20 protein-coding genes are annotated in these 20,309 nt (G+C 69.1%); 10 read left to right on the top strand and 10 right to left on the bottom strand.

Annotated features, from left to right (window positions below):
• Positions 1–3: 3 nt before the first annotated feature.
• The 4 genes from ABZW60_RS23890 to ABZW60_RS23875 are packed head-to-tail and all read right to left on the bottom strand — an operon-like array spanning position 4 to position 3,213.
• Complete coding sequence (locus ABZW60_RS23890; protein WP_355480201.1) at positions 4–426, bottom strand: nuclear transport factor 2 family protein; 423 nt, start codon at positions 424–426, stop codon at positions 4–6.
• Between the two features lie 26 nt (positions 427–452).
• Positions 453–1,682: a TIGR00300 family protein gene (locus tag ABZW60_RS23885; protein WP_355480199.1), complete on the bottom strand. Its 1,230-nt coding sequence runs from the start codon at positions 1,680–1,682 to the stop codon at positions 453–455.
• A gap of 60 nt (positions 1,683–1,742) precedes the next feature.
• Complete coding sequence (locus tag ABZW60_RS23880; RefSeq protein ID WP_355480197.1) at positions 1,743–2,450, bottom strand: hypothetical protein; 708 nt, start codon at positions 2,448–2,450, stop codon at positions 1,743–1,745.
• On the bottom strand, positions 2,443–3,213 hold the full coding sequence (locus ABZW60_RS23875; protein WP_355480196.1) for an alpha/beta fold hydrolase: 771 nt from the start codon (positions 3,211–3,213) through the stop codon (positions 2,443–2,445). Before ABZW60_RS23875 ends, ABZW60_RS23880 begins: the two co-directional genes overlap by 8 nt.
• Before the next feature lie 390 nt (positions 3,214–3,603).
• Between ABZW60_RS23875 and ABZW60_RS23870 the strand changes: the two genes are divergently transcribed.
• Genes ABZW60_RS23870 through ABZW60_RS23850 form a run of 5 tightly spaced genes read left to right on the top strand, consistent with a single transcriptional unit; the run spans position 3,604 to position 8,161 of the window.
• The gene (locus tag ABZW60_RS23870; protein WP_355480194.1) at positions 3,604–4,302 is read left to right on the top strand and encodes a lysophospholipid acyltransferase family protein; all 699 of its coding nucleotides are present in this window, start codon (positions 3,604–3,606) and stop codon (positions 4,300–4,302) included.
• 12 nt (positions 4,303–4,314) lie between these two features.
• On the top strand, positions 4,315–4,707 hold the full coding sequence (locus ABZW60_RS23865) for a DUF2237 domain-containing protein (RefSeq protein ID WP_355480192.1): 393 nt from the start codon (positions 4,315–4,317) through the stop codon (positions 4,705–4,707).
• Between the two features lie 43 nt (positions 4,708–4,750).
• Complete coding sequence (locus tag ABZW60_RS23860; RefSeq protein ID WP_355480190.1) at positions 4,751–6,124, top strand: class II 3-deoxy-7-phosphoheptulonate synthase; 1,374 nt, start codon at positions 4,751–4,753, stop codon at positions 6,122–6,124.
• Positions 6,121–7,146: a GntG family PLP-dependent aldolase gene (locus ABZW60_RS23855; protein ID WP_355480188.1), complete on the top strand. Its 1,026-nt coding sequence runs from the start codon at positions 6,121–6,123 to the stop codon at positions 7,144–7,146. The genes ABZW60_RS23860 and ABZW60_RS23855 overlap by 4 nt, the downstream gene beginning before the upstream one ends.
• Before the next feature lie 37 nt (positions 7,147–7,183).
• Positions 7,184–8,161 carry a ribose-phosphate diphosphokinase gene (locus tag ABZW60_RS23850; RefSeq protein ID WP_355480186.1) on the top strand — a complete coding sequence of 326 codons (978 nt, stop codon included), beginning with the start codon at positions 7,184–7,186 and terminating at the stop codon, positions 8,159–8,161.
• 365 nt (positions 8,162–8,526) lie between these two features.
• Here ABZW60_RS23850 and ABZW60_RS23845 read toward each other — a convergent pair whose 3' ends face one another.
• Positions 8,527–8,877 carry a hypothetical protein gene (locus ABZW60_RS23845; protein WP_355480184.1) on the bottom strand — a complete coding sequence of 117 codons (351 nt, stop codon included), beginning with the start codon at positions 8,875–8,877 and terminating at the stop codon, positions 8,527–8,529.
• A gap of 108 nt (positions 8,878–8,985) precedes the next feature.
• Here ABZW60_RS23845 and ABZW60_RS23840 point away from each other — a divergent pair, with 108 nt between their 5' ends.
• The gene (locus ABZW60_RS23840) at positions 8,986–9,669 is read left to right on the top strand and encodes a hypothetical protein (protein ID WP_355480182.1); all 684 of its coding nucleotides are present in this window, start codon (positions 8,986–8,988) and stop codon (positions 9,667–9,669) included.
• A 114-nt stretch (positions 9,670–9,783) separates the two neighbouring features.
• Here the strand turns inward: ABZW60_RS23840 and ABZW60_RS23835 are convergent, their stop codons facing one another.
• The 3 genes from ABZW60_RS23835 to ABZW60_RS23825 are packed head-to-tail and all read right to left on the bottom strand — an operon-like array spanning position 9,784 to position 12,387.
• Complete coding sequence (locus tag ABZW60_RS23835; RefSeq protein WP_355480180.1) at positions 9,784–10,587, bottom strand: ABC-2 family transporter protein; 804 nt, start codon at positions 10,585–10,587, stop codon at positions 9,784–9,786.
• Positions 10,580–11,350, bottom strand: coding sequence for an ABC-2 family transporter protein (locus tag ABZW60_RS23830; protein WP_355480178.1), 771 nt, complete (start codon positions 11,348–11,350; stop codon positions 10,580–10,582). The genes ABZW60_RS23835 and ABZW60_RS23830 overlap by 8 nt, the downstream gene beginning before the upstream one ends.
• Before the next feature lie 56 nt (positions 11,351–11,406).
• Entirely contained in the window at positions 11,407–12,387 is a 981-nt protein-coding gene (locus ABZW60_RS23825; protein ID WP_355480508.1) for an ATP-binding cassette domain-containing protein, read from the bottom strand.
• Between the two features lie 238 nt (positions 12,388–12,625).
• Between ABZW60_RS23825 and ABZW60_RS23820 the strand changes: the two genes are divergently transcribed.
• The gene (locus ABZW60_RS23820) at positions 12,626–12,790 is read left to right on the top strand and encodes a hypothetical protein (RefSeq protein ID WP_355480176.1); all 165 of its coding nucleotides are present in this window, start codon (positions 12,626–12,628) and stop codon (positions 12,788–12,790) included.
• A 110-nt stretch (positions 12,791–12,900) separates the two neighbouring features.
• Positions 12,901–14,010, top strand: coding sequence for a Gfo/Idh/MocA family oxidoreductase (locus tag ABZW60_RS23815; protein WP_355480174.1), 1,110 nt, complete (start codon positions 12,901–12,903; stop codon positions 14,008–14,010).
• Positions 14,011–14,031: 21 nt separating this feature from the next.
• On the opposite strand, the gene ABZW60_RS23810 is transcribed toward ABZW60_RS23815, so the two are convergent.
• Complete coding sequence (locus ABZW60_RS23810) at positions 14,032–17,166, bottom strand: amidohydrolase family protein (RefSeq protein WP_355480172.1); 3,135 nt, start codon at positions 17,164–17,166, stop codon at positions 14,032–14,034.
• Positions 17,167–17,401: 235 nt separating this feature from the next.
• Between ABZW60_RS23810 and ABZW60_RS23805 the strand changes: the two genes are divergently transcribed.
• The gene (locus tag ABZW60_RS23805) at positions 17,402–17,875 is read left to right on the top strand and encodes a hypothetical protein (protein WP_355480170.1); all 474 of its coding nucleotides are present in this window, start codon (positions 17,402–17,404) and stop codon (positions 17,873–17,875) included.
• Positions 17,876–18,040: 165 nt separating this feature from the next.
• Positions 18,041–19,111: a glycoside hydrolase family 172 protein gene (locus tag ABZW60_RS23800; RefSeq protein ID WP_355480169.1), complete on the top strand. Its 1,071-nt coding sequence runs from the start codon at positions 18,041–18,043 to the stop codon at positions 19,109–19,111.
• Here ABZW60_RS23800 and ABZW60_RS23795 read toward each other — a convergent pair whose 3' ends face one another.
• Positions 19,112–20,302 (bottom strand): glucoamylase, encoded by a 1,191-nt coding sequence (locus tag ABZW60_RS23795; RefSeq protein WP_355480167.1) that lies wholly within the window; start codon positions 20,300–20,302, stop codon positions 19,112–19,114.
• Between the last annotated feature and the right edge of the window lie 7 nt (positions 20,303–20,309).

The following is a 20,309-nucleotide window of genomic DNA, read 5'->3' as shown; positions in this document are numbered from 1 at the left end:
ACCTTACGGCCCCGAGGGGGAGGACCTGGGGCTGAGGGGGTCGGCGTGGCGGTGGGTGATTTTCCACTCGTTGTGTTCGAGGCGGAAGATCATCGTGGCGCGGAGTTCGTGCGGGACGGGGGTGGGCTGGGTGATGTGGTGGACGGTGCAGCGTTCGATCGCGACGGTGTACGCCGTGTCCGGGCCGACGTGTTTGTCGAGGTACTCGAAGTCGACCGTGCCGCCGGTGTCGCGGAACTGTGAGGAGGCCCATTCGTAGCGCGGGCCGATCTCGGACCAGCCGACCTCCTGGCCGCCGAACCCGCCGAAGATCGAGCTCTGCTCGCTGCGCGACACCAGCGGCAGCCACAACGACGGATCGCCGTTGACGAACGCGGTGTTGGCCTCCTCGAAGCGTCGCAGGAACGATTCGAAGTCCTGGTTCATGACACCAAGCCTCTACCGCGGCAGGGTCACTTGCCCGCCGCGTACGACTCGGACAGCTCGCGGGCCAGGTGCTCGATGAACAGGCCGACGTCGGTGACGATGCCGCGGGCCTGCGACGAACCGCGGTCGGCCAGCTTCGTCACCGTCGCAGGGTTGATGTCCACGCAGGTCAGCGGGATCGCCGCCGGCAGAATGTTGCCGGTAGCGACCGAGTGCAGCATGGTCGCGGCCATCAGGCAGTAGCCGACGTCCGTCAGTTCGGCGCGCATCGCCCGCTGGCCCTCGAGGACGTCGGTGTAGACGTCCGGCAGCGGCCCGTCGTCGCGCACCGACCCGACCAGGACGAACGTCTTCCCGGCGCGGACCAGCGCGTGCATGACACCCGACGTGAGCACCCCCTGCTCGACGGCCGCCGCGATCGACCCGGCCTTGCGGATCGTGTTGATCGCGCGGATGTGGTGCTCGTGCCCGTGCTCGACGCCCCGCCCGCGGGCCAGGTCCACCCCGAGCGACGTCCCGTACAGCGACGACTCGATGTCGTGGGTCGCGAGCGCGTTGCCGGCGAACAGTACGTCGACGTACCCGGCCTCGACGATCGCGACCATCGCCGGCGCCGCGCCGGTGTGCACGATGCCCGGGCCGCCGACCCAGAGCACCTTCTGCCCGTTCGCCTTCGCCTCGCGCATGCCGTCCGCGACCTGCTTCACCAGCACCCGCTGCGGCTTCTCCGACGACACGTCCGACTCCATGAAGCCGAATCCCTCGTCGGTGTTCACGACGATCGGGGGCACCACCCGGACACCCTGCGCGCTGGTGATGATCTTCATCCCGGCGCGGACGTCCGACATCGGGATGGTGCGCACCGTGTCGCCCTCCACCAGCAGCCCGCAGTCCATCTCGGGGTTGCGGACCTCCACCCAATGCCCGCCCAGCCGGACGTTGGTCGGCAGGTTCGTGGTCGAGTAGAACCCGTCCGGGAACACGCCGTCCTGGGTCACCTCGGTGATCTCCGGCGTGCCGGGGTCGACCAGGTTCGCGCCCTTGGTCTGGATCCGCATCAGCAGCCGCTGCAGCGACTCCTCGTCCTCGGCGCCGACCGTCATCCGGACCGTCGACGGGTCGTCCTTGTCGTAGCCGAGGTGGAACTTGTCCAGCGTGTACTCACCGCCGTACCCGCGGATGTCGTCGAGGACCCGGGACAGCAGCCCGGAGTCCATCAGGTGGCCGGTGATCTCGACGGTCTCGGTGACCTGCACGGGGCGCCCTCCCCAATTCGAATCGGATGTGTCGGATTGTCCGACGATCCGCACTCTAGCTCAGACGACCGCCCCGTCGTCGCCACCGTCCCCGGGCGGGAGCCGGTCCTTCATCCGGAACACCAGCGTCAGGAAGCCGCCGATGAACCCGGCCACCGCGAGCGTGGTGATCCGGCCGGTGCCGAAGTCGAGCAGCGCGGCCGCGATCAGCAGCAGCGGCCCGCCGAGCAGCCCCAGCCAGGCCAGCCGGCTGATCCAGTCCAGCCGCGGGCCGCGCGGCGGCTCCGGCGGGACGTAATGGTCGTGCGGGTCGTCGGCCTTCTTCGCCGGCGGCTCCTCCTCGTCCTCGTCCTCGGCCTTCTCCTCGATCGGGAGAGCGGCCGGTACGTCGATCAGCGGCTCGTACTTGTCGTCGACGTCCTCACTGACCGGCCAGCGCGGCACCGGGTCCTCGCCGCCGTCGTGCCCGGGCGCGGACGGCTTGCTGAACTGCTCCACCAGCGACTGCCACTCGGCGTCCTCGGTGCTCCGGTCGATCACCGGGCGGGCCCGGTCCACCGCCTCGGCGTCGACGAAGATCTCGTCGTACCCGACCGGGATCCGGGCCGGTGCCTCGTCGGCCTCCTCCGGCGTCCGGGCCTCGCTCTGGTTCTCGCAGTACGCCGCGATGCCGGCCGCCGCGAGCGCGTCCAGGACCGGCTCGGCGACCAGTGGGTCGATGCCCCCGAGTGACGTGTACGACGTTGCGGTCAGTCCGTTGTCACGCATCGCTGCTCACGCTCAGCCGGCTGATGAAGGCGGTCGAGTCCGCGAAGATCCGCGGTGCGTCGTTGTCCAGGGTTGCCACGTGATAGCTGTCCTCGAGCAGGGTCTCGGTCACGTCGCGGGACGAGATCGAGGACAACACGGTCCGCCCCGAGCTCGGCTCCACCACATGATCGACAGTACTGCGGAACAGCAGGACCGGCTGCGTGATCTTCGCCAGATCATTCCGGGTGACCGTCCACAGCTGTGACAGTGAGTGCAGCGCCCGGAGCGGCATCCGGTCGTAGGCGCCCTCCTCGACGCCGGGCTTCTTGATGTCGTTCGAGATGCCCGGGAACGACGGGACCAGCCGGGCGAGCACCGGCAGCAGCGCCAGCCGCTTGTCGTCGGTCCGCACCGACGGGTTGATCAGGACCAGACCGGAAACGTCGGCGCCGCGCTGCTCGGCGAGCCGCAGCACCAGACAGCCGCCCATCGACAGGCCGGCCAGGAACACCTGGTCGTGCTCCTTGCGCAGCCGGTCGAACTCGTTGTCGAGTACGGCGTACCAGTCCGGCCAGGAGGTCTTGTTCATCTCCTGCCAACTGGTCCCGTGACCGGGCAGCCGCGGAACCGCGACGCCGTACCCCTCGGCGGCCAGGTGCGCGGCGAACGGCCGCATGGACCGCGGCGAGCCGGTGAACCCATGGCTCAGGAGCACGCCGACGGCGGCGTTCTTCCCGGTGCCGGGACTGCGAAACTCCTCCGCGTGGGCTTGCACTGGCACGCTCGACTCCTCGCCGCTCACGGTCCTCACAACCGCGCCCCGAAGGCGCGTGACAATCGTCGCATCTGGGCTGCGTCCAGTCTGCATCCAGGTGACAACACGGTGAGCAACACCCGCATTCCTGGCGGTGACATTGCCTGAGAGGGAAGCTGGAACGTAGTGTCCGCACCGGAAGGTGGCGCGCCGGAGTTGTCGCGTGACCGCCACCGGCGTGCACTGGTGCCGGAAGTGGGTACGGTCCGACCATGGCTGGAAAGGCCGTGGCGGGTCCAGCGTGAGTGCTGTCGGGTGAGTGTGTCGGGCGAGTGACGGAGGTCGAGGCGGATGCTGTACCTGTTCCTCAGACGGTTCATAGTCGCACCACTGGTCAAGCTGCTCTTCCGTCCCAAAGTGAGCGGGCTGGAGCACGTGCCGACCGAGGGTCCGGCGCTCCTGGTCTCCAACCACCTCGCGTTCTGCGACTCGATCTTCCTGCCGGTGTCGGTGCCGCGGCAGATCGTCTTCCCGGCCAAGTCGGAGTACTTCACCGGCCCCGGCCTGAAGGGCAAGCTGGTCGCGACCTTCTTCCGGTCCGTGGGCCAGATCCCGATCGACCGCTCCGGCGGCCGCGCCTCGCTGGCGGCGCTGAACACCGGTCTCGGGATCCTCGAGAAGGGCGGCCTGTTCGGGATCTACCCCGAGGGCACCCGCTCGCCCGACGGCCGGCTGTACAAGGGCAAGACCGGCGTCGCCCGGATGGCGATCGTGGCCGGCGTCCCGGTGATCCCGGTCGCGATGATCGACACCGAGAAGCTGCAGCCGCCGGGCCGGATCTGGCCGAACTGGTTCTACCGCGAGAAGGGCCGGCTGCTGCCGCGGCTGGTGCGTCCCGGTGTGGCGTTCGGCACGCCGCTGGACTTCTCCCGGTACGAAGGCATGGAGCGGGACCGTTTCGTGCTGCGCTCGGTGACCGACGAGATCATGTACGCGCTGATGGACCTGTCCGGCCAGGAGTACGTCGACATGTACGCCGACAAGGCCAAGGAGCTGATCAAGGCCGGCGAGTCCGTCGACGAGCACATTCGCCTCGGCGACACGAAGGCCAGCTGAGCGCCTGCCCCGATGGACAGCGACCTGAACGTGCTCGGTGAGCCGCTCGAGGAATGTGGGACCGATCCCGTCACCGGGTTCTACCGCGACGGCTGCTGCACGAGCGGTCCCGAGGACCTCGGCAGCCACACAGTGTGTGCGGTGATGACCACGGAGTTCCTGACTCATCAGTCGTCGGTCGGCAACGACCTGGTCACACCCCGCCCGGAGTACAGCTTCACCGGGCTCCGGCCGGGCGACCGCTGGTGCGTCGTGGCGGCCCGCTGGCTCCAGGCGTACCACGACGGCGCGGCCGCTCCCGTCGTCCTGGCGTCCACGCATGCGCGGGCGCTGGAGACGATCCCGCTGTCGGTGCTGCGCGCGCACGCGGTCGACGTACCGCCGGACCCGCGCTCGCTGGCCTGAGACGTTCACGCTGCGTTCGGCCGGTTCGCCTAGAGTTGGCTCCATGCAATTCGCGACGTTGACGGCTGGGCAGGTTCCCGGGGTTCCCACGCTGGACGAGCTGCGCGGGCTGAAGCCGCTGCAGCAGCCGGAATGGCCGGATCGAGAGGTGCTGGAGCAGGTGATCGCCGAGCTCCGGACGCTGCCGCCGCTGGTGTTCGCCGGCGAGTGCGACGACCTGACCGCGAAGATCGGGGCGGTCGCCCGCGGTGAGGCGTTCATCCTCCAGGGCGGCGACTGCGCCGAGACGTTCGCGGGCGTGACCGCGGAGAACATCCGGGCCAAGCTGCGGGTGCTGCTGCAGATGTCCGTCGTCCTGCAGTACGCCGCCAGCGTCCCGGTCGTGAAGATCGGCCGGATCGCGGGGCAGTACGCGAAGCCGCGGTCGTCCGGCGAGGAGACCCGCGAGGGCGTGACGCTGCCGTCGTACCGTGGTGACGCCGTGAACGGCTTCGACTTCACCCCGGCGTCGCGGATCCCGGACCCCAACCGCCTGCGCGGCGTCTACAACGCGGCCGCCGCCACGCTGAACCTGACCCGCGCGTTCACCACCGGCGGGTACGCCGACCTGCACCAGGTGCACGCCTGGAACACCGACTTCGTGAAGTCGTCGCCGGTCGGTGTGCGCTACGAGCAGCTGGCGTCCGAGATCGAGCGCGCGCTCGCCTTCATGCGGGCCTGCGGCGCGACGTCCGACGAGTTCAAGACCGTCGACTTCTACGCGTCGCACGAGGCGCTGATCCTCGAGTACGAGCACGCCCTGACCCGGATCGACTCGCGCACCGAGCAGCCGTACGACGTGTCCGGCCACCTGCTCTGGGTGGGGGAGCGGACCCGGCAGCTGGACGGCGCGCACGTCGAGTTCCTCGCCTCGCTGTCGAACCCGCTCGGCGTGAAGATCGGCCCGACCACCACCCCGGAGTACATCCGGGCCCTGATCGACAAGCTGAACCCGAAGGGCGTCGAGGGCCGGCTCACCTTCATCACCCGGATGGGCGCAGGCAAGATCCGGTCGGCGCTGCCGCCGCTGCTGGAGGCCGTCCGCGACCACGGCTCGCCGATCGCGTGGGTGTGCGACCCGATGCACGGCAACACCTTCGAGACCCCGAACGGGTACAAGACCCGCAACTTCGACGACGTGATGGACGAGGTGCAGGGCTTCTTCGACGCGCACGAGCAGGTCGGGACCTGGCCGGGCGGCGTCCACATGGAGCTGACCGGCGACGACGTCACCGAATGTCTCGGCGGCGGCGAGGAACTGGTCGCGGAGGACCTCGTCAACCGGTACGAGACCGCCTGCGACCCGCGCCTGAACCGGCACCAGTCGCTCGAGCTCGCGTTCCTGGTCGCGGAGCGGTTGCGGGGCGCGCAGGCATGACCATCGATCTGCGGTCGGACACCGTCACACGTCCGTCGGCGGAGATGCTGGCCGCGATGACGTCGGCCCCGGTCGGCGACGACGTGTACGGCGAGGACCCGACCGTCAACGCGCTGGAGGAGCGGGTCGCCGGGCTGCTCGGGCACGAGGCCGGGCTGTTCACCGTCACGGGCTCGCTGGCGAACATGCTCGGCGTCCGGGCGCTGGTCCCGCGCGGCGGCGAGGTGCTGTGCGAGGCCAGTGCGCACATCGTCCGCGCCGAGCTCGGGTCGCACGCCGTGTCCGCCGGAGTCACCACGCGGACCTGGAGCGCTCCGTCCGGGCAGATCGACCTGGAGCAGATCCGGGCGTTGATCGCGCCCGACCTCGGCCCGTACTTCGTCGTCACGTCGGCGGTCTCGGTCGAGAACACGCACAACTTCGGCGGCGGCGCGATCCAGCACGGGTACGACGCCCTCGCCGACGAGCTGGACGCCGCCGGGCTGCCGCTGCACCTCGACGGCGCCCGGCTGTGGAACGCCGCGGTCGCCACCGGGCGTACCGTCGCGTCCTTCGCCTCCCGGGCCGCCGCCGCGAGCGTCTGCCTGTCGAAGGGCCTGGGCGCGCCGGTCGGCTCCGTGCTGGTCGGGTCGACCGAGCTGATCCACGAGGCGCGGATCTGGCGGAAGCGTCTCGGCGCGGGCTGGCGGCAGGCCGGCGTACTGGCCGCGGCCGGGCTGTACGCCGTCGAGCACAACGTCGAGCGCCTCGCAGAGGACCACGCGAACGCCCGCGCGATCGCCGCCCTGATCGCGGACGCCGCGCCCGGCTCGGTGAAGCCCGACCAGGTCGAGACCAACATCGTCGTGGTCGACCTCGCCGGCACCGGCCACACCGTGCCCGAGGTGGTGGCCGGCGCGCGCGAGGCCGGCGTACTCGTCGGCGGGGTCGGGGCGACGCAACTGCGGATCGTGACGCACCTCGACGCGTCGGCGGCCGACTGCCGGACGGCCGCGGAAACCCTGGCGGGACTGATCGGTTAGGGTTCTGCTGTCGGGGTCGCAGCGTTCGGGGAGAGCCGTGCGAGAGATCGTCGTGTTCAGCGGAAGTGCCCACATCGAGTTGGCGGAGCAGATCTGCAAGGATCTCGGCGTACCGCTTTCTCCGGTCGAGATCCATCGTTTCAGCAACGACTGCCTGCAGGTCCAACTGCAGACGAACTGCCGGCAACGCGACGTGTACATCGTGCAGCCGCTGGTGCCGCCGACGCAGGAGCACCTGATGGAGCTGCTGCTGATGATCGACGCCGCACGCGGCGCGTCGGCGCAGCAGATCACCGCGGTCATCCCGCACTACGCGTACGCGCGGTCCGACAAGAAGGACGCGTCCCGGATCTCGATCGGCGGCCGGCTCGTCGCCGACATGCTGACCACCGCCGGCGCCCACCGGGTGCTGACGATGGCCCTGCACGCGCCGCAGGTCCACGGCTTCTTCTCGGTCCCGGTCGACCACCTGACCGCGATCGGCGTCCTCGCCGACCACTTCCGCGGCCGCGACCTGTCCGACACCGTCGTCGTCAGCCCCGACCTCGGCAACGCGAAGACCGCGACCCAGTTCGCCCGGCTGCTCGGCGTACCCGTCGCCGCGGGCAGCAAGCAACGCCTGGCCGACGACCGCGTCGTCATCGACGCCATCGTCGGCGACGTGGCCGGCAAACGGGCCATCATCCTCGACGACGAGATCGCCACCGGTGGCTCCATCATCGAACTCCTCGACCGCCTGAAGGACCGCGGCTGCACCGCCGCCGCCGTCGCCTGCACCCACGGCCTGTTCGCGGGCGCCGCCGTCGAGCGCCTCCGCAACCACCCCTCCATCACCGAAGTCATCAGCACCGACACCGTCCCCCGCCCCGACGGTTTCCCCGAACTCCAGATCACCTCGGTAGCAGGCCTCTTCGCCGAAGCCATCACCCGAATCCACGACGGCGAATCCGTCAGCAGCCTCTTCGACGGCGTAGACCCCACCCACGCCCCACCCCAACCCAAACTCCCGTTCTAGTACCAGTACTCGGGGACTTGTAGAGCTGGGGAGTTGTGGCGACTGGTGGGGTGGTCTGACCCACGCGTGCTACGCGGCCGCTCCGTCGCTCCGCTCCTCCCGCGACCGCTACGCGCGCTCCCACCCACCCCCGGCTCAGCGCCGGAGCATCAGCTTCCGGCTACCGCCGGGAGTTCCGGCTTGCGCCGGGGGTTCCGGCTTGCGCCGGGGGTTCCGGCTTGCGCCGGGGGTTCCGGCTTGCGCCGGGGGTTCCGGCTTGCGCCGGGGGTTCCGGCTTGCGCCGGCCAGCTGCGGGCTGGCGCCCGTGGTGACCGCCGGCTCAGGTGGCCGCGACGACGCGAACCGTGCCGTCGGGCTCGCCGGGGCTAGCCGGTCAGTTGCCCGACCTCGATGCCGTTGCCTGCGAGCGTGGCGAGAATCCACCGTCGTTGCAACGGGCTTGCTGTGGCGAGGAGGTACTGCACGGCGTCAGTTGCCCGTTGTTTCCGCCCTCCCGCCACGGACGGCCGTAAGGACGGCGGCAGGTTGTGACAGGCGTCCGCCACCGATCGCATCCATTCCATGACATCTACGTCCACGGGGCCCACATCGGATGCTGACCGCACCTGCCCCGTGTAGGCGCTGCCCCGGATGGCCAAGAATGCTTCGTAGCAGAGGACGGTCACGGCTTCGACGGCGAGACGTTCACGCCGTCGCCGAGCGAAAGGCAGCGACATGGCTGACATTGTGCCTGTCCGGACCCCCTGACATGGATGCCAGCACGACAGCCTGGGCGCCCGACACAACGCGCCCGCTGATCAATTGCCCGGTGCAAGAATGTTGGTGTGGCACGTGACGGGGCTGGTGTGCGAAAGCTTGTTGAGGTGGGGGAGTACTCGGGCGAGTCTTCCGTGGTGATTGCCGCGACTCAGCTCGGCACGGCCTACTCGGAGCGGCGTAAGCGGCAGGTTGTGGACGAGTGGGTCGAGTTCCTGGCCGCGGGGCCGAGTCCGATCCGTTCGCTGTGTTTCACGACCAGGACGCCCAAGCGGCTCTTCGATGCGTTGGGCGCGCAGAGCCAGTTGACCTCGCTCGACGTGAAGTGGGGCGACTACGAGGACCTTTCCGTGCTGAGCGGCATGTCCGGCTTGCGAACGTTGCTCCTCAGAGGGGCATCCAAGGTGCGGGACTTAGCTCCTCTCACAACCCTCCAGCACGTCGAAGCACTTCAGGTCGAAGGCCTGCGGGGGCTCGTCGACGCGAGTCCGGTCGGGGAGATGCGGGCCGTCAGAGATCTGGAGCTCGGCGGCAACTGGATGACTCCGCGCAACGTACGCCTCACGTCGATCGCCTTCCTCGCCCGGATGCCCCAACTCGAGCACCTCCTGCTCCATACCTTGATCGTCGACGACCTGGACTACCGTCCGCTGCTGTCCCTTCCGAACCTGAAGCAGGTCCGCGTCATGGCGGCCCGGGGAATGACGCCGACGCACGAGGAGCTCAAGCACCAACTGCCCTGGAGCGGTTGAGCAGCATGTACACCGGTCTGCACATCGCCACCACCCCTCCGTCATCGAAGTCATCAGCACCGACACCGTCCCCCCGCCAACGCCCAACCCCAGCCAAACTCGCGTTCTGATGATTCAGGAGCCGGGGCTGGAGTAGTGGCGGGACTGGTGGGTGAAGAAGGCGATGCTCGCTGCCATGCAAGCGACTCCTACCGCTGGGCTCAGCCAACCCAGCCACGCCGGGAACCACAGCGAGTCCTCCCGCCCGGTAACCATGGCGGCTGGGATCCAGGCGACGAAAGCCAACGGCAGGGGGATGGTGAACAGGACGGATCCGACCGGGCCGAAGATCTGCAGCGGGAAGTTGCCGTAGGTTCCGAAGACGGCGTCGATCAGACCGGTCAGCGACTGGGTGTTCCGCAAGCGGAACGCCAGGGCGCCGCGTGCCAGCTGGAGCCCGCCCTCGAGCATGCCGCCGGCGGCGATCGCGATGATCAGCCACAGCACGAGGAGCGGATGCCAGGTGATCGAGGCTTGGGGCAGGGCCAGCGCCAGGATCGCACCGGCGATGATCACGTCGCCGATCTGCTGCAGGTTGAAGCGGCGCGTCAGTAGTTGCAGGAACGGATTCGCCGGACGCAACAGGTAGCGATCGAACTCGCCCGTGTGCACGATGAGGTCGACATCGACCGTCCTGCGGAAGAAGAAGGCGTACGTGCTGTGACTCGCCATCCGGATGCCGAACAGCACCATCACCTCGGCCTGGGTCCAGCCGCCGATCGATCCGAAGGCGTGCAGCAGCACGCCGATGAAGAGAAGCTGTCCGGCGTTGAAGGCCAGCGCGCCGAGGACGGAGATGAAGAGATTGGCCTTGTGCTCGAGCTCGGTCAGCCACGCCACGCGCAGCAGGATGCGGAAGTCCCGGATCAGTTCAGCCACCGTTGATCACGACCTTTCGCAAGGCACGCCACGTGACGAGGGCAACGATGGCCGCGACCGCCACGAGCCAACCGGCCTGGAGCGCGAGGACACCGCCGAGCCCGCCGAGCGGCTCCTGTCCCTGCCAGAGTTGCAGCGGTGCGAAGACCTGTAACCCGAACGGCAGCGCATCGAGAATCGGGCGCAGCGAAGCAGGGACGAACCACAGCGGGACGAGAGCGCCGGAGGCGAAACTGGCGATGGCTCGGTAGACGTAGAACGGTCCGCGCGTATCGGTGGTCCAGAACGTCACCATCGAGACGGCGAGATTCAGCAGCGTGGCGAGCAACCAGCCGAGCACGGCAGTGAGGAGGAAGCCGAGGAGTGCACTCGTTGTCGCCGGCGGCGTCAGGCCTCCCACCGCAAGGGCGATCGCGATGCCTACCACGACTCCCGGGATCGCGCCGACGATTCCTCCGACGGACTGCAGGAGGCTCTGACCCACCACCCCGATGGGACGGATGAGGTCTGTCGCGATCGTTCCTTCGCGCACCCGTTCGGGGATCGACGACAGCTGCCACGGCAGCGCGACATGCCACAGCAGCATCGCGATCACCGCGTAGCTGACCGCGTCGGACTCGCTGATACCTGCGACCGCGGTGCGGTCGGTGTAGACGGCACGCCAGACCGTCACGAGCAGGATCGTCTGCAAGGCGACCGAGACCATCGACAGCGCGACGTTCGCCCGGAAGAACAACGCGTTCCTGGAACCGAGCCGAACCATCGACCACGGCGTGACCCAAGCAGGGCGTTCGGAGCGCGCGACCCGGGACGCCCCGCTCACCGCTCTGCCTCGGCGTAGATCAGCCGAACGACGTCCTCCAGCTTGGGCTCCTTGACGTGCAGGTCGGCGATCTCCGCGGCCAAGGTGGCCTGGGCGATCACGGCGGCGGCGCTGGTCCGTTCGGGATCGAAACGAAGTGAGATCGTGCCGTCGGAGTTCTCCAGCCGATCGACGTGCTCGGCTCGGATGGACGTCGCGTCCGCACCCTCTGCCGGAGTGATCACCACCTCGCGGAACGGCAGGTACCGGCGCTTCAAGGTCTCGAGGTCGCCGTCGTAGACCACCCGCCCGTCGTCGATCATCACGATGCGTCGGCAGAGTTGCTCGATGTCGTCCATGTCGTGCGTGGTGATCATCACCGTGGTGGCGTGAACCCGGTTCTGCTCGGCGATGAAGTCACGCAGAGCTTGTTTCGCGACCACGTCCAGGCCCACGGTGGGTTCGTCCAGGTACAGCACCCGCGGGCGATGCAGCATGGCTCCGGCCAGGTCGCCCCGCATCCGTTGTCCCAGCGACAGGGACCGGATCGGCGTGTCCAGGAAGTCCTTGATCTGAAGGACCTCGTCGAACTCGTCGATCCGTGCGGCGTACTCGGCCGGGCTGACCCTGTAGAGGTCACGAATGGTCTCCAGTGAGACGCGCAGCGGCAGGTCGAACCAGAGCTGGGTCTTCTGCCCGAAGACGACGCCGATGTTGTGCGCATGTTTGCGGCGATCCGCCCATGGCACCAGACCGTCGACCCGCACCGTGCCCGAAGTGGGTACCACGATCCCGGTGAGCATCTTGATGGTGGTGGACTTGCCGGCACCGTTGGCGCCGAGGTAGCCGACCATCTCGCCCCGGTCGACGGCGAAACTGACCTGGTCGACCGCACGTACGACGCGTCTGGGGGCCCACAGTTGCCTGAGACCGGCGAGCCGGCCGGCCGTCGGTTGCGGTTTGCTGAACTCCTTGATCAGACCAGAGACCTCGATCATCGGCACGCAGTCCAACTTAGAGCAAGCATCTTGCTAGTGTCTGCGTATGGCGACTCACAATATGGTCCTGGCCGTAATGTGCCGGCACTGCTGAGGAACGAGCGGTATCCGCGGTCGGCCGGGTACTCGGCCCGGTGGATGATCGACGGGGCGATGGGGCCCAACCCGGTGTGGCAGGCCGAGGCGTTGAGTGGTGGCATGCGGCTCGAGCCGGGTATGCGGGTGCTCGACCTGGGGTGTGGGTGTCGCCGACCGGCTGCCTGACGGATGGCGCGACTGGCTGCAGTGGAACGAAGCCTGCGACCAGGACAGCGGTACGCCGGGAGTCGAAGCAGAGATGCTCCGCACCGACGCCGGCCGCGCCCTCGGCTTCACCCGGGTCATCGCCCGCCGCAACGACTAGTCGATCCGTACGGCAGCGCACCAGCCGCGCGCAGGGCCCGCGTGGGACGACGCACGCCAAGAGACGCGCAGGCCCGGCAGGGGACGACGTACGCCAATAGAATTGTGGGCATGGCCGATACCGTGCGGATGGGTGTTGTCGGGGCGGGGAGTATTTCGGTGCGGGGGCTGCTGCCGCATCTGTCGCAGCCCGATCTGGCCGATCGGGTGGTGCTCGGGGCGGTGTGTGATCCGGTGCCGGGCCGGGCGGACGCGGCGGCGGACAAGTTCGGCGTCGGCCAGGCGTTCACGGCGTACGAGGACCTGCTGGCGCACGGCGACGTCGACGCGGTGACGATCGCGTCGCCGATCGGCCTGCACTACGAGCAGGGGAAGCTCGCGTTGCGGGCCGGGAAGCACGTGCACTTCAACAAGACGATGACGGTGACCGTCGCGGAAGCCACCGAGCTGATCGAGCTCGCGGCGGCGAACGACCTGCGGATCGTCGCGTCGCCGGGCGAGATGCTGCGGCCGCATCATGTCCGCACGCGGGAGTTGATCCGCGACGGCGCGATCGGGACGCTGTCGTGGGTGAGCTGCGGCGCCGCGTTCGGCACCTACCACGAGGACGAGTCCGTCCGCGGCGGCAACGACGTACTGAGCAACATCGATCCGTCGTGGTACTTCCGCAAACCCGGCGGCGGGCCGCTGTACGACATGACGGTGTACGCGCTGCATTCGGTGACCGGCATCCTCGGGCCGGCGCGACGTGTCACCGCGATGTCCGGCGTACGCATCCCGGTGCGGGGCGACGTACAGACCGAGGCCGACGACAACACCGTGATCCTGATCGATTTCGGCGACAACCTGTTCTGTGTCGCGACCGGTACCGCCGCGGGCGGCATGCGCGGTGGCTTCGGCGGCGCCTACTACGGTACGGCGGGAACGATCGACGGACTGCTGCTCAACGACGAACCGTTCGACTTCCCCGGCCGCAACCCGGCGGAGCTCTCACCGCGCGGACCGGGCAACCAGGCGCTGCTTCCGCATGTCACCGGCGTCCACCGGGAGATCGAAGAGCAACACGTCTACGAAGACGTCATGCAACTCGTCGACTGGGTCCGCGACGGCAAGCCCTCGATCGTCACCGCCGAGCACGCGCGCCACGTCATCGACATCATCGAATCCGCCTACCGCGCATCCGCGACCGGCCAGACCCAGGACCTGACGACGACGTTCTAGCTGTACTGCTTGATCGTCACGTCAGCCCTCGCAGCAGGCTCGGTGGAGCCACTCCGGCTCGTGCCACCAGTAGTCGAGGTTGTCAGCGTGGGCCTGGGCGCGGGTCAGGGGTTGTGGGGCGTTCGGGGTGTGGACGGCGGGTTGGGTGCGGGCGCCGGATGCGTACGGTGCCAGCAGGTCGTCGATCGTGTGGAGGTGGCCGGCGATCATGACCTGTTCGACGGCGGCGGCCGCGCGGATGTCGGCCAGCGGGTCGCCGGTGACGAAGGACAGGTCGGCCTGGGCTCCCGGGTGCACGACGCCGAGCTTGTCCTCGAGGTTGAGCCACTTCGCCGGATTGTGCGTCGCCGTGGTGAGCGCCTCGTACGGCGTGAAGCCGCCCGCGACCATCGAGCGGAGGTTCGCGTGCAGTGACACGGCCATGTTGTCGAGCGGGGTGTCGGTGCCGGAGATGACCAGGCCGCCGCCGCGGTGGATCCGGAGCACCATGTCGACGTTGCCGCGGAGCAGTTCGCGGGTGGTGACGCCGGCCGGGCCGCGCGCGGTGTTCACCTCGGTGATCAGGGCGTTGTACTCCCAGGACGGGTAGAGCGTCGTCGTCCGGCGGTCGGTCAGCAGCGACGGATCGTCGACGTGCGCCATCGTCGAGTTGAACAGCGTCGGCGTCACCGACAGCCCGGCCCGCGTGAACAGCGTCACCACGTCGGCGTACGCGCGTCCGAGTCGGCTGACCGTGTGTGAGTACCCGAGCCGGTTCGTCGCGCCGGTGTGTTCCATTCCGTCCATCCCGAGATGCTCCGCGGGATACAGGTAATGCGACGACAGTTGCAGCCCGAGCTGGTGGACGAGCGCGATCGCCCGGCGCTGGTACTCGATGGGCAGGCGCACGTACGTCTTCACCAGGTCGTACGCGAGCCCTTCCACCCGATCGATCTCCAGCCCGAGCTGCCGCAGCGACAGCGTCGGCCGCATGAAGTTGTAGTACACGCGCGACCCGTCGATCGCCTCGCCGGTCGCGAAGTACCGCGGTCCGCGCAGCGCCCCGCTGACGAGCGCCTCCCGCGTCTCCTGCATCTGGTACACCGGATCACCCGGCGAGCGGGTCGACGTGATGCCGTACGCGAGCCAGAGGTTCCCCTGCCGCGCACCCCACGCCCGCCCGCGCAGATGCCAGTGGTTGTGCGCATCGATCAACCCTGGCATCACGGTCAGCGTGGACGCGTCGATGTCGGCACGGCCGGTGTGCGGGCGTACGGCGGCGATGCGCGCGCCGTCGATCACCACGTCGACGTCCCGGCGCAGCGTGGTCGCGCGTCCGTCCCACAACGCACCGGCGTGGATCGTCACGTGCTGGTTGACGGTCGCGCGGCGGTACCGCAGGTCGAGCTTGACCGTCTCGGGCCGGCCACCGGTTGTCCGGCGCAACGTTCCGTTGTGCAGGTACAGCAACGTGTCGTTGTCCTGCCAGACGGGGGAGTCCGTCACTTCGTCGGTGACCGCGCGCGGCTCGGCGGTGAAGCGGCCTCGGGCGTCGACCGGTACGACGTACAGCAGGCTCTCCACGACGAAGGCCAGGTGTGCACCGTCGGGCGAGAACACCGGGCCGTCGTCGCCGCGGGTCGCGAGCGAGCGGAACGGCATCGGCTGGACGTACTCGAGCGCGGCGGTGGCGACGTCGACGTACAGCAGTTGGCTCGTGCCCTCGCGGAACCGCTTCGAGAACGGCTTCACCGCGGCCAGGACGAGCGTCTTGCCGTCGCGCGACCAGCTGACCCGGCCGGGCTGGAACAGCGTCGGCGTGACCTGGCGGACCTCGCCCGACGCGACATCGAGAAGCCAGGCGATCCCGTCCTGGTCCTGGTACGCGATCCGCTGCCCGTCGGGTGCGAAGCGCGGCGCGGTCTGTGCGCCGGGGAGACCTGACAGCTTGGTGTCCGTACCGGTCGCCAGGTCGTGCAGCCACAGGTCCGCCGTGCCGTTGCGATCGCTTGCATAGAGCAACTTCCGGCCGTCCGGCGAGAAGTCCGGGTCCGAGTTGAAGTAGCCGTCGGCAACCACCTTGCGGGGCTCGGCCTTGCCGTCGGTCGACGCCAGCCAGAGCGCGTTGAGTGCGCGGAACGCGAGCCACTTCCCGTCCTGCGAGACCGTCGGACTCGCGATCCCACGCACCGTCCGCCGGCTCGTCGACTCCAGGTCGGGCGCCTTCGGCCGCGGCCGTCGCGACGTGATGGGGACAGCGGCGGCGAACGGTACGACGGTGTGCTCGCCGCCGGCGCGATACCGGCGGACGGTTCCGTCGGCCGTGTAGAACAGGTCGGCCCCGGCCCAGGACGGTGGGACCGCGAAGACGTCCTGTCCATTGGTCACTTGTTGACTGTCGACAATCAGATCGCAGGTCGGTCCGGTCAGGCGGACGTACGCGAGCGTGCCGGTCGGGGCGTACGACGGCCCGAAGAGGCTGATGCCTGGTTGATTGTCGACAATCGTCGTGCGGACCTTCGACGTGAGGTCGAGCTCGACGATCGAGCTGGTGTCGACGGTGAACGCGATCTTCCGGCCATCGGGCGAGACGGTCGGCTCGGCCTCCTCGCCGGCGTCGTCGGTGAGCGCAACGATCGCGCCGGTCGCGAGATCGAGGCGGTGGATGCCGTAGCTGCCCGCGACGCCGCCGGGACCGTGCAGGTCACCGCGGTCGGACGAGAAGACGATCGAGCGGCCGTCGGGGGTGACGTGCGGCTCGCGGTGGTCGTACCGTCCGCTGGTCAGCTGCCGGAGACCGCTGCCGTCGGGGCGGATCGACCACAGGTGGAAGTTGCCGTCGCGGTACGACTGGAACACGATCGACCGGCCGTCCGGAGACCAGCGCGGGCGGGTCGCGTCCTGCAGGTCGTCGGTGAGGCGGCGCGACGTACCGCCCGCGGCCGGCGTCACCCAGATCGCCGTCGCCAGGTCGAACGCCAGCCACTTCCCGTCCGGCGACACAGACACCATCAGGTTCGTGCCCTCCCGCAGCACGGCCTGACTGCCGCCGGCGGTGTCGGTGCCGGCCTCGGACGGCAGGACGGGAAGCTGTACGGCGCCGACGGACGCGACACCGCCGCCGAGTTGCAGCGCGCGCCGCCGCGAGATGCTCCAGGAACCAGGGTTCTCGGTCACGTCATCGGGTCCAATCCCTAGGGGGCGGTGGGACCCTTAAGAATCTGCCAGCACCGTCCGCCACACACGATCCTGACCGGCGCGCCCCGCGCCCAACGGCCACTCTCGTGCGACGAACGGCCAGGTGTGCGCGTCAGGCCATGTGGTCGGCGAGCATCGGCGGGCGTCTATCGTCTGCGGCATGCAATCTCTGTCTCCACGGGTTCAGGCGTTGGGTGCGGCTGGGCTCTGTCTGGTGGTCGCTGTCGGGGCCGGGTTGGCGGTTGACGTGCGGCTGGATCGGCATTGGATCCTGCGGGCGGTCACGCTCGTGCTCGCGGTCTGCTGCGCTGCCCTGCTGCTGACCGACCAGTCCCGGCGGCTTCGGCAGATCGTCACGGGGGTCGGGCTGGTGATGTTCGGGCTGGTCATCCCGGTGACGCAGACGATCTGGTCGAAGCCGCCGGAGATCGACTTCGCGCTGCAGGTCGCGACTGATGCGAAGGGCGCGGCGCAGAAGAACGGAGGGAGCGCGGTGACGGTCGCGGATGTGAAGGCCGCGGCCGAGGCGCGCGGGGGAGCGGTCGGCTCGTTCCCGACCGAGAAGGCGCCGCAGGTGCGCGGCGCGGACGCGTACCCGCTGATCGTCCGAGCCCACCGCGACCAGGGCCGCCCCTGGGCCTGCCTCACCTTCGTCCACGGCCTCGACGCCGAGGTCCGCCCCTGCTGATCGCCGAGGGGTTGACCCCTCAGATGGTGGCTTGCCCCCTCGGATTCTGAGCGGGCAACCCTCCAGCCGAGGGGTTGACCCCTCAGATGGCGAGGTCGTGGGATGGGGTCCATTTGATGGGCAATCGATTTCTTACCGGACCTGGGCGGGCCTAAGGTCGCGGGTATGACTCTTGGGAACCTCACCGGCATCAGCGCGCTCGCCGACGTCGAGACGCGCTCCATCAGTGCGGAGAACCCCACCGGCGAGCCCGGTCAGGGTGGGCGGCGGACCGAGGGGACCGGTGCACGCGCGGCCCGCGACCTCGGCCAGGGGTGGAAGGTTTCGCCGTCGATCGAGATCGCGGCGGGGGAGACCGTGACGCTGGCGGACATCACCGGCTCCGGCTGCATCACGCACATCTGGCTGACCACCCACGTCGACCACTGGCGCCGTCTGGTGCTGCGCGCCCACTGGGACGGCGACCAGGCGCCGGCGATCGAGACGCCGGTCGGTGACTTCTTCTGCTCCGGCTGGGGCAAGTTCGCGCAGGTGAACTCGCTGCCGGTCGCGGTGAACCCGAACGGCGGGTTCAACTGCTACTGGGAGATGCCGTTCCAGTCGCAGGCGCAGCTGACCCTGGAGAACACCCACGACGAGCCCGTGGTCGTGTACTTCCAGGTGGACTACTGGCTGGGCGCAGTACCGGACAAGTCGGCGTACCTGCATGCACAGTGGCGTCGCAGCAACCCCCTGCCCTCCAAGACAGTGCACACGCTGCTGGACGGCGTTGAAGGACCGGGCCACTACGTCGGCACCTACTTGGCCTGGGGCGTCAACAGCACCGGCTGGTGGGGTGAGGGGGAGGTCAAGTTCTACCTGGACGGTGACGACGAGTTCCCGACCATCTGCGGCACCGGGACCGAGGACTACTTCGGCGGCGCGTGGAACTTCGACGTACCCCATCTGGGCGGCTACACCGAGTTCAGTACGCCGTACCTCGGGATGCCGCAGGTGATCCGCCCGGACGGGCAGTACCAGAGCCAGCAGCGCTTCGGGATGTACCGCTTCCACCTGCCGGACCCGATCCGCTTCAAGGAGCGGCTGCGCGTCGACGTCCAGGCGCTCGGTTGGCGCTCCGGCGGACGCTACCTGCCGCTCCAGGACGACATCTCGTCGACAGCGTTCTTCTACTCGGGCAAGACGAGCACCGCGCGCCCGGACGCGCCGACGCATGACGTGATGGAGATCTGCTAGCTACGGGATCGGTAGCGGGTTCTGGAGAGCTGTGTCGGTGAGGACGACCAGTGCGGCGGTCCACGCGAGTGGGGCCTCACCGGCCGGCTCCAGGTCCCGGTTGACCTTCTCGGGGAGCGCGCCGGTGCTGGTCCGGTGCTGGTCCAGCCAGGTGATCAGCGCCTCGGCGCCGGTACGGTCCCCGCGCGCGGCGGCACTCAACGCGAACAGCGCGGTCTGCGGTGTCCAGGACACGCCGTCCGCGCGCCATGACTCGCCAGGCGTCACACCACCGTTGGGCTGCGTGAGTACGCCGTGCGCCCGGTCGATCGCCGTCGACACGACGTCCCGCGCCGGAGCGAACGGCGGCCCCAGCACGGCCACGAAGGCGTCCGCTCCACCGCCAAGACTGACCGGTGCGACACCGGGCTCGACGAAGCTCGTGGCGCGCGCCGGGGTCCGCGGGTAGTCCGGCCCGAAGACCCGATCGGTTGCTGCGGACAACTTGTCGAGCGCCGCCTGCCACCGCGTCGCAGCCTCCGGGCGGTTGTGTTCGGTGGCCATCCGGACGGCGGATCGCAGCCCGGTCACCAGCGGTGCGACCGTTCCGATCGTGAGCTGCTTCTCGGACCGTTCCCAGTAGTCAGGTGAAGGCGCGGGCAGCCCGTCCGGACCGAGCTCGCGGACGATCTGGTCAGCGGACTCCTCGACGAGGTCCCAGTACCGGTCGCCGGAGCGGCAGAACCAGGTCGCCCAGAGGACCCAGCCGGACGCGTCCAGCTGCGGCTCGCGCCCGTCGTCGACCCGGCCGCCCGTCTCGGTGTACCGCGCTTGCCAGCGTCCCGTCGACGGCCGGACCCGGTCCAGGAACGACAGTACGTCGAGGGCCTTGTCGTGTTGGCCGACCGCACACCGGGCGACGGCGACGAACGAGGCGTCGCGCGGCCACACGTACCGCCAGGGGCCGTTCCAGCCGGCCAGGGTCGCGCCGTTGGACAGCGTGAGCCCGTCGAGATCGGCCAGCGCGTGGCGGACCAGATCGTTGTGTTCCAGCGAGGACTGGGCGTGCGGCCGGCCGGGGAGTCCGTCGGCGACCAGCCGCGGCTGCGGGTTGCGGACCAGGTTGCTGATCGTCCCGGCAGCCAGGGTGGCGAGCAGGACAGCGATCACGACATACGGGAACCACGCGTCCCGTCGCCGGTTCTCTCGCATGATCCCC

The sequence above is a fragment of the Kribbella sp. NPDC003557 genome (assembly GCF_040610805.1).
Taxonomy (GTDB): domain Bacteria; phylum Actinomycetota; class Actinomycetes; order Propionibacteriales; family Kribbellaceae; genus Kribbella.
This window is presented reverse-complemented; position numbering and strand designations above follow the sequence as displayed.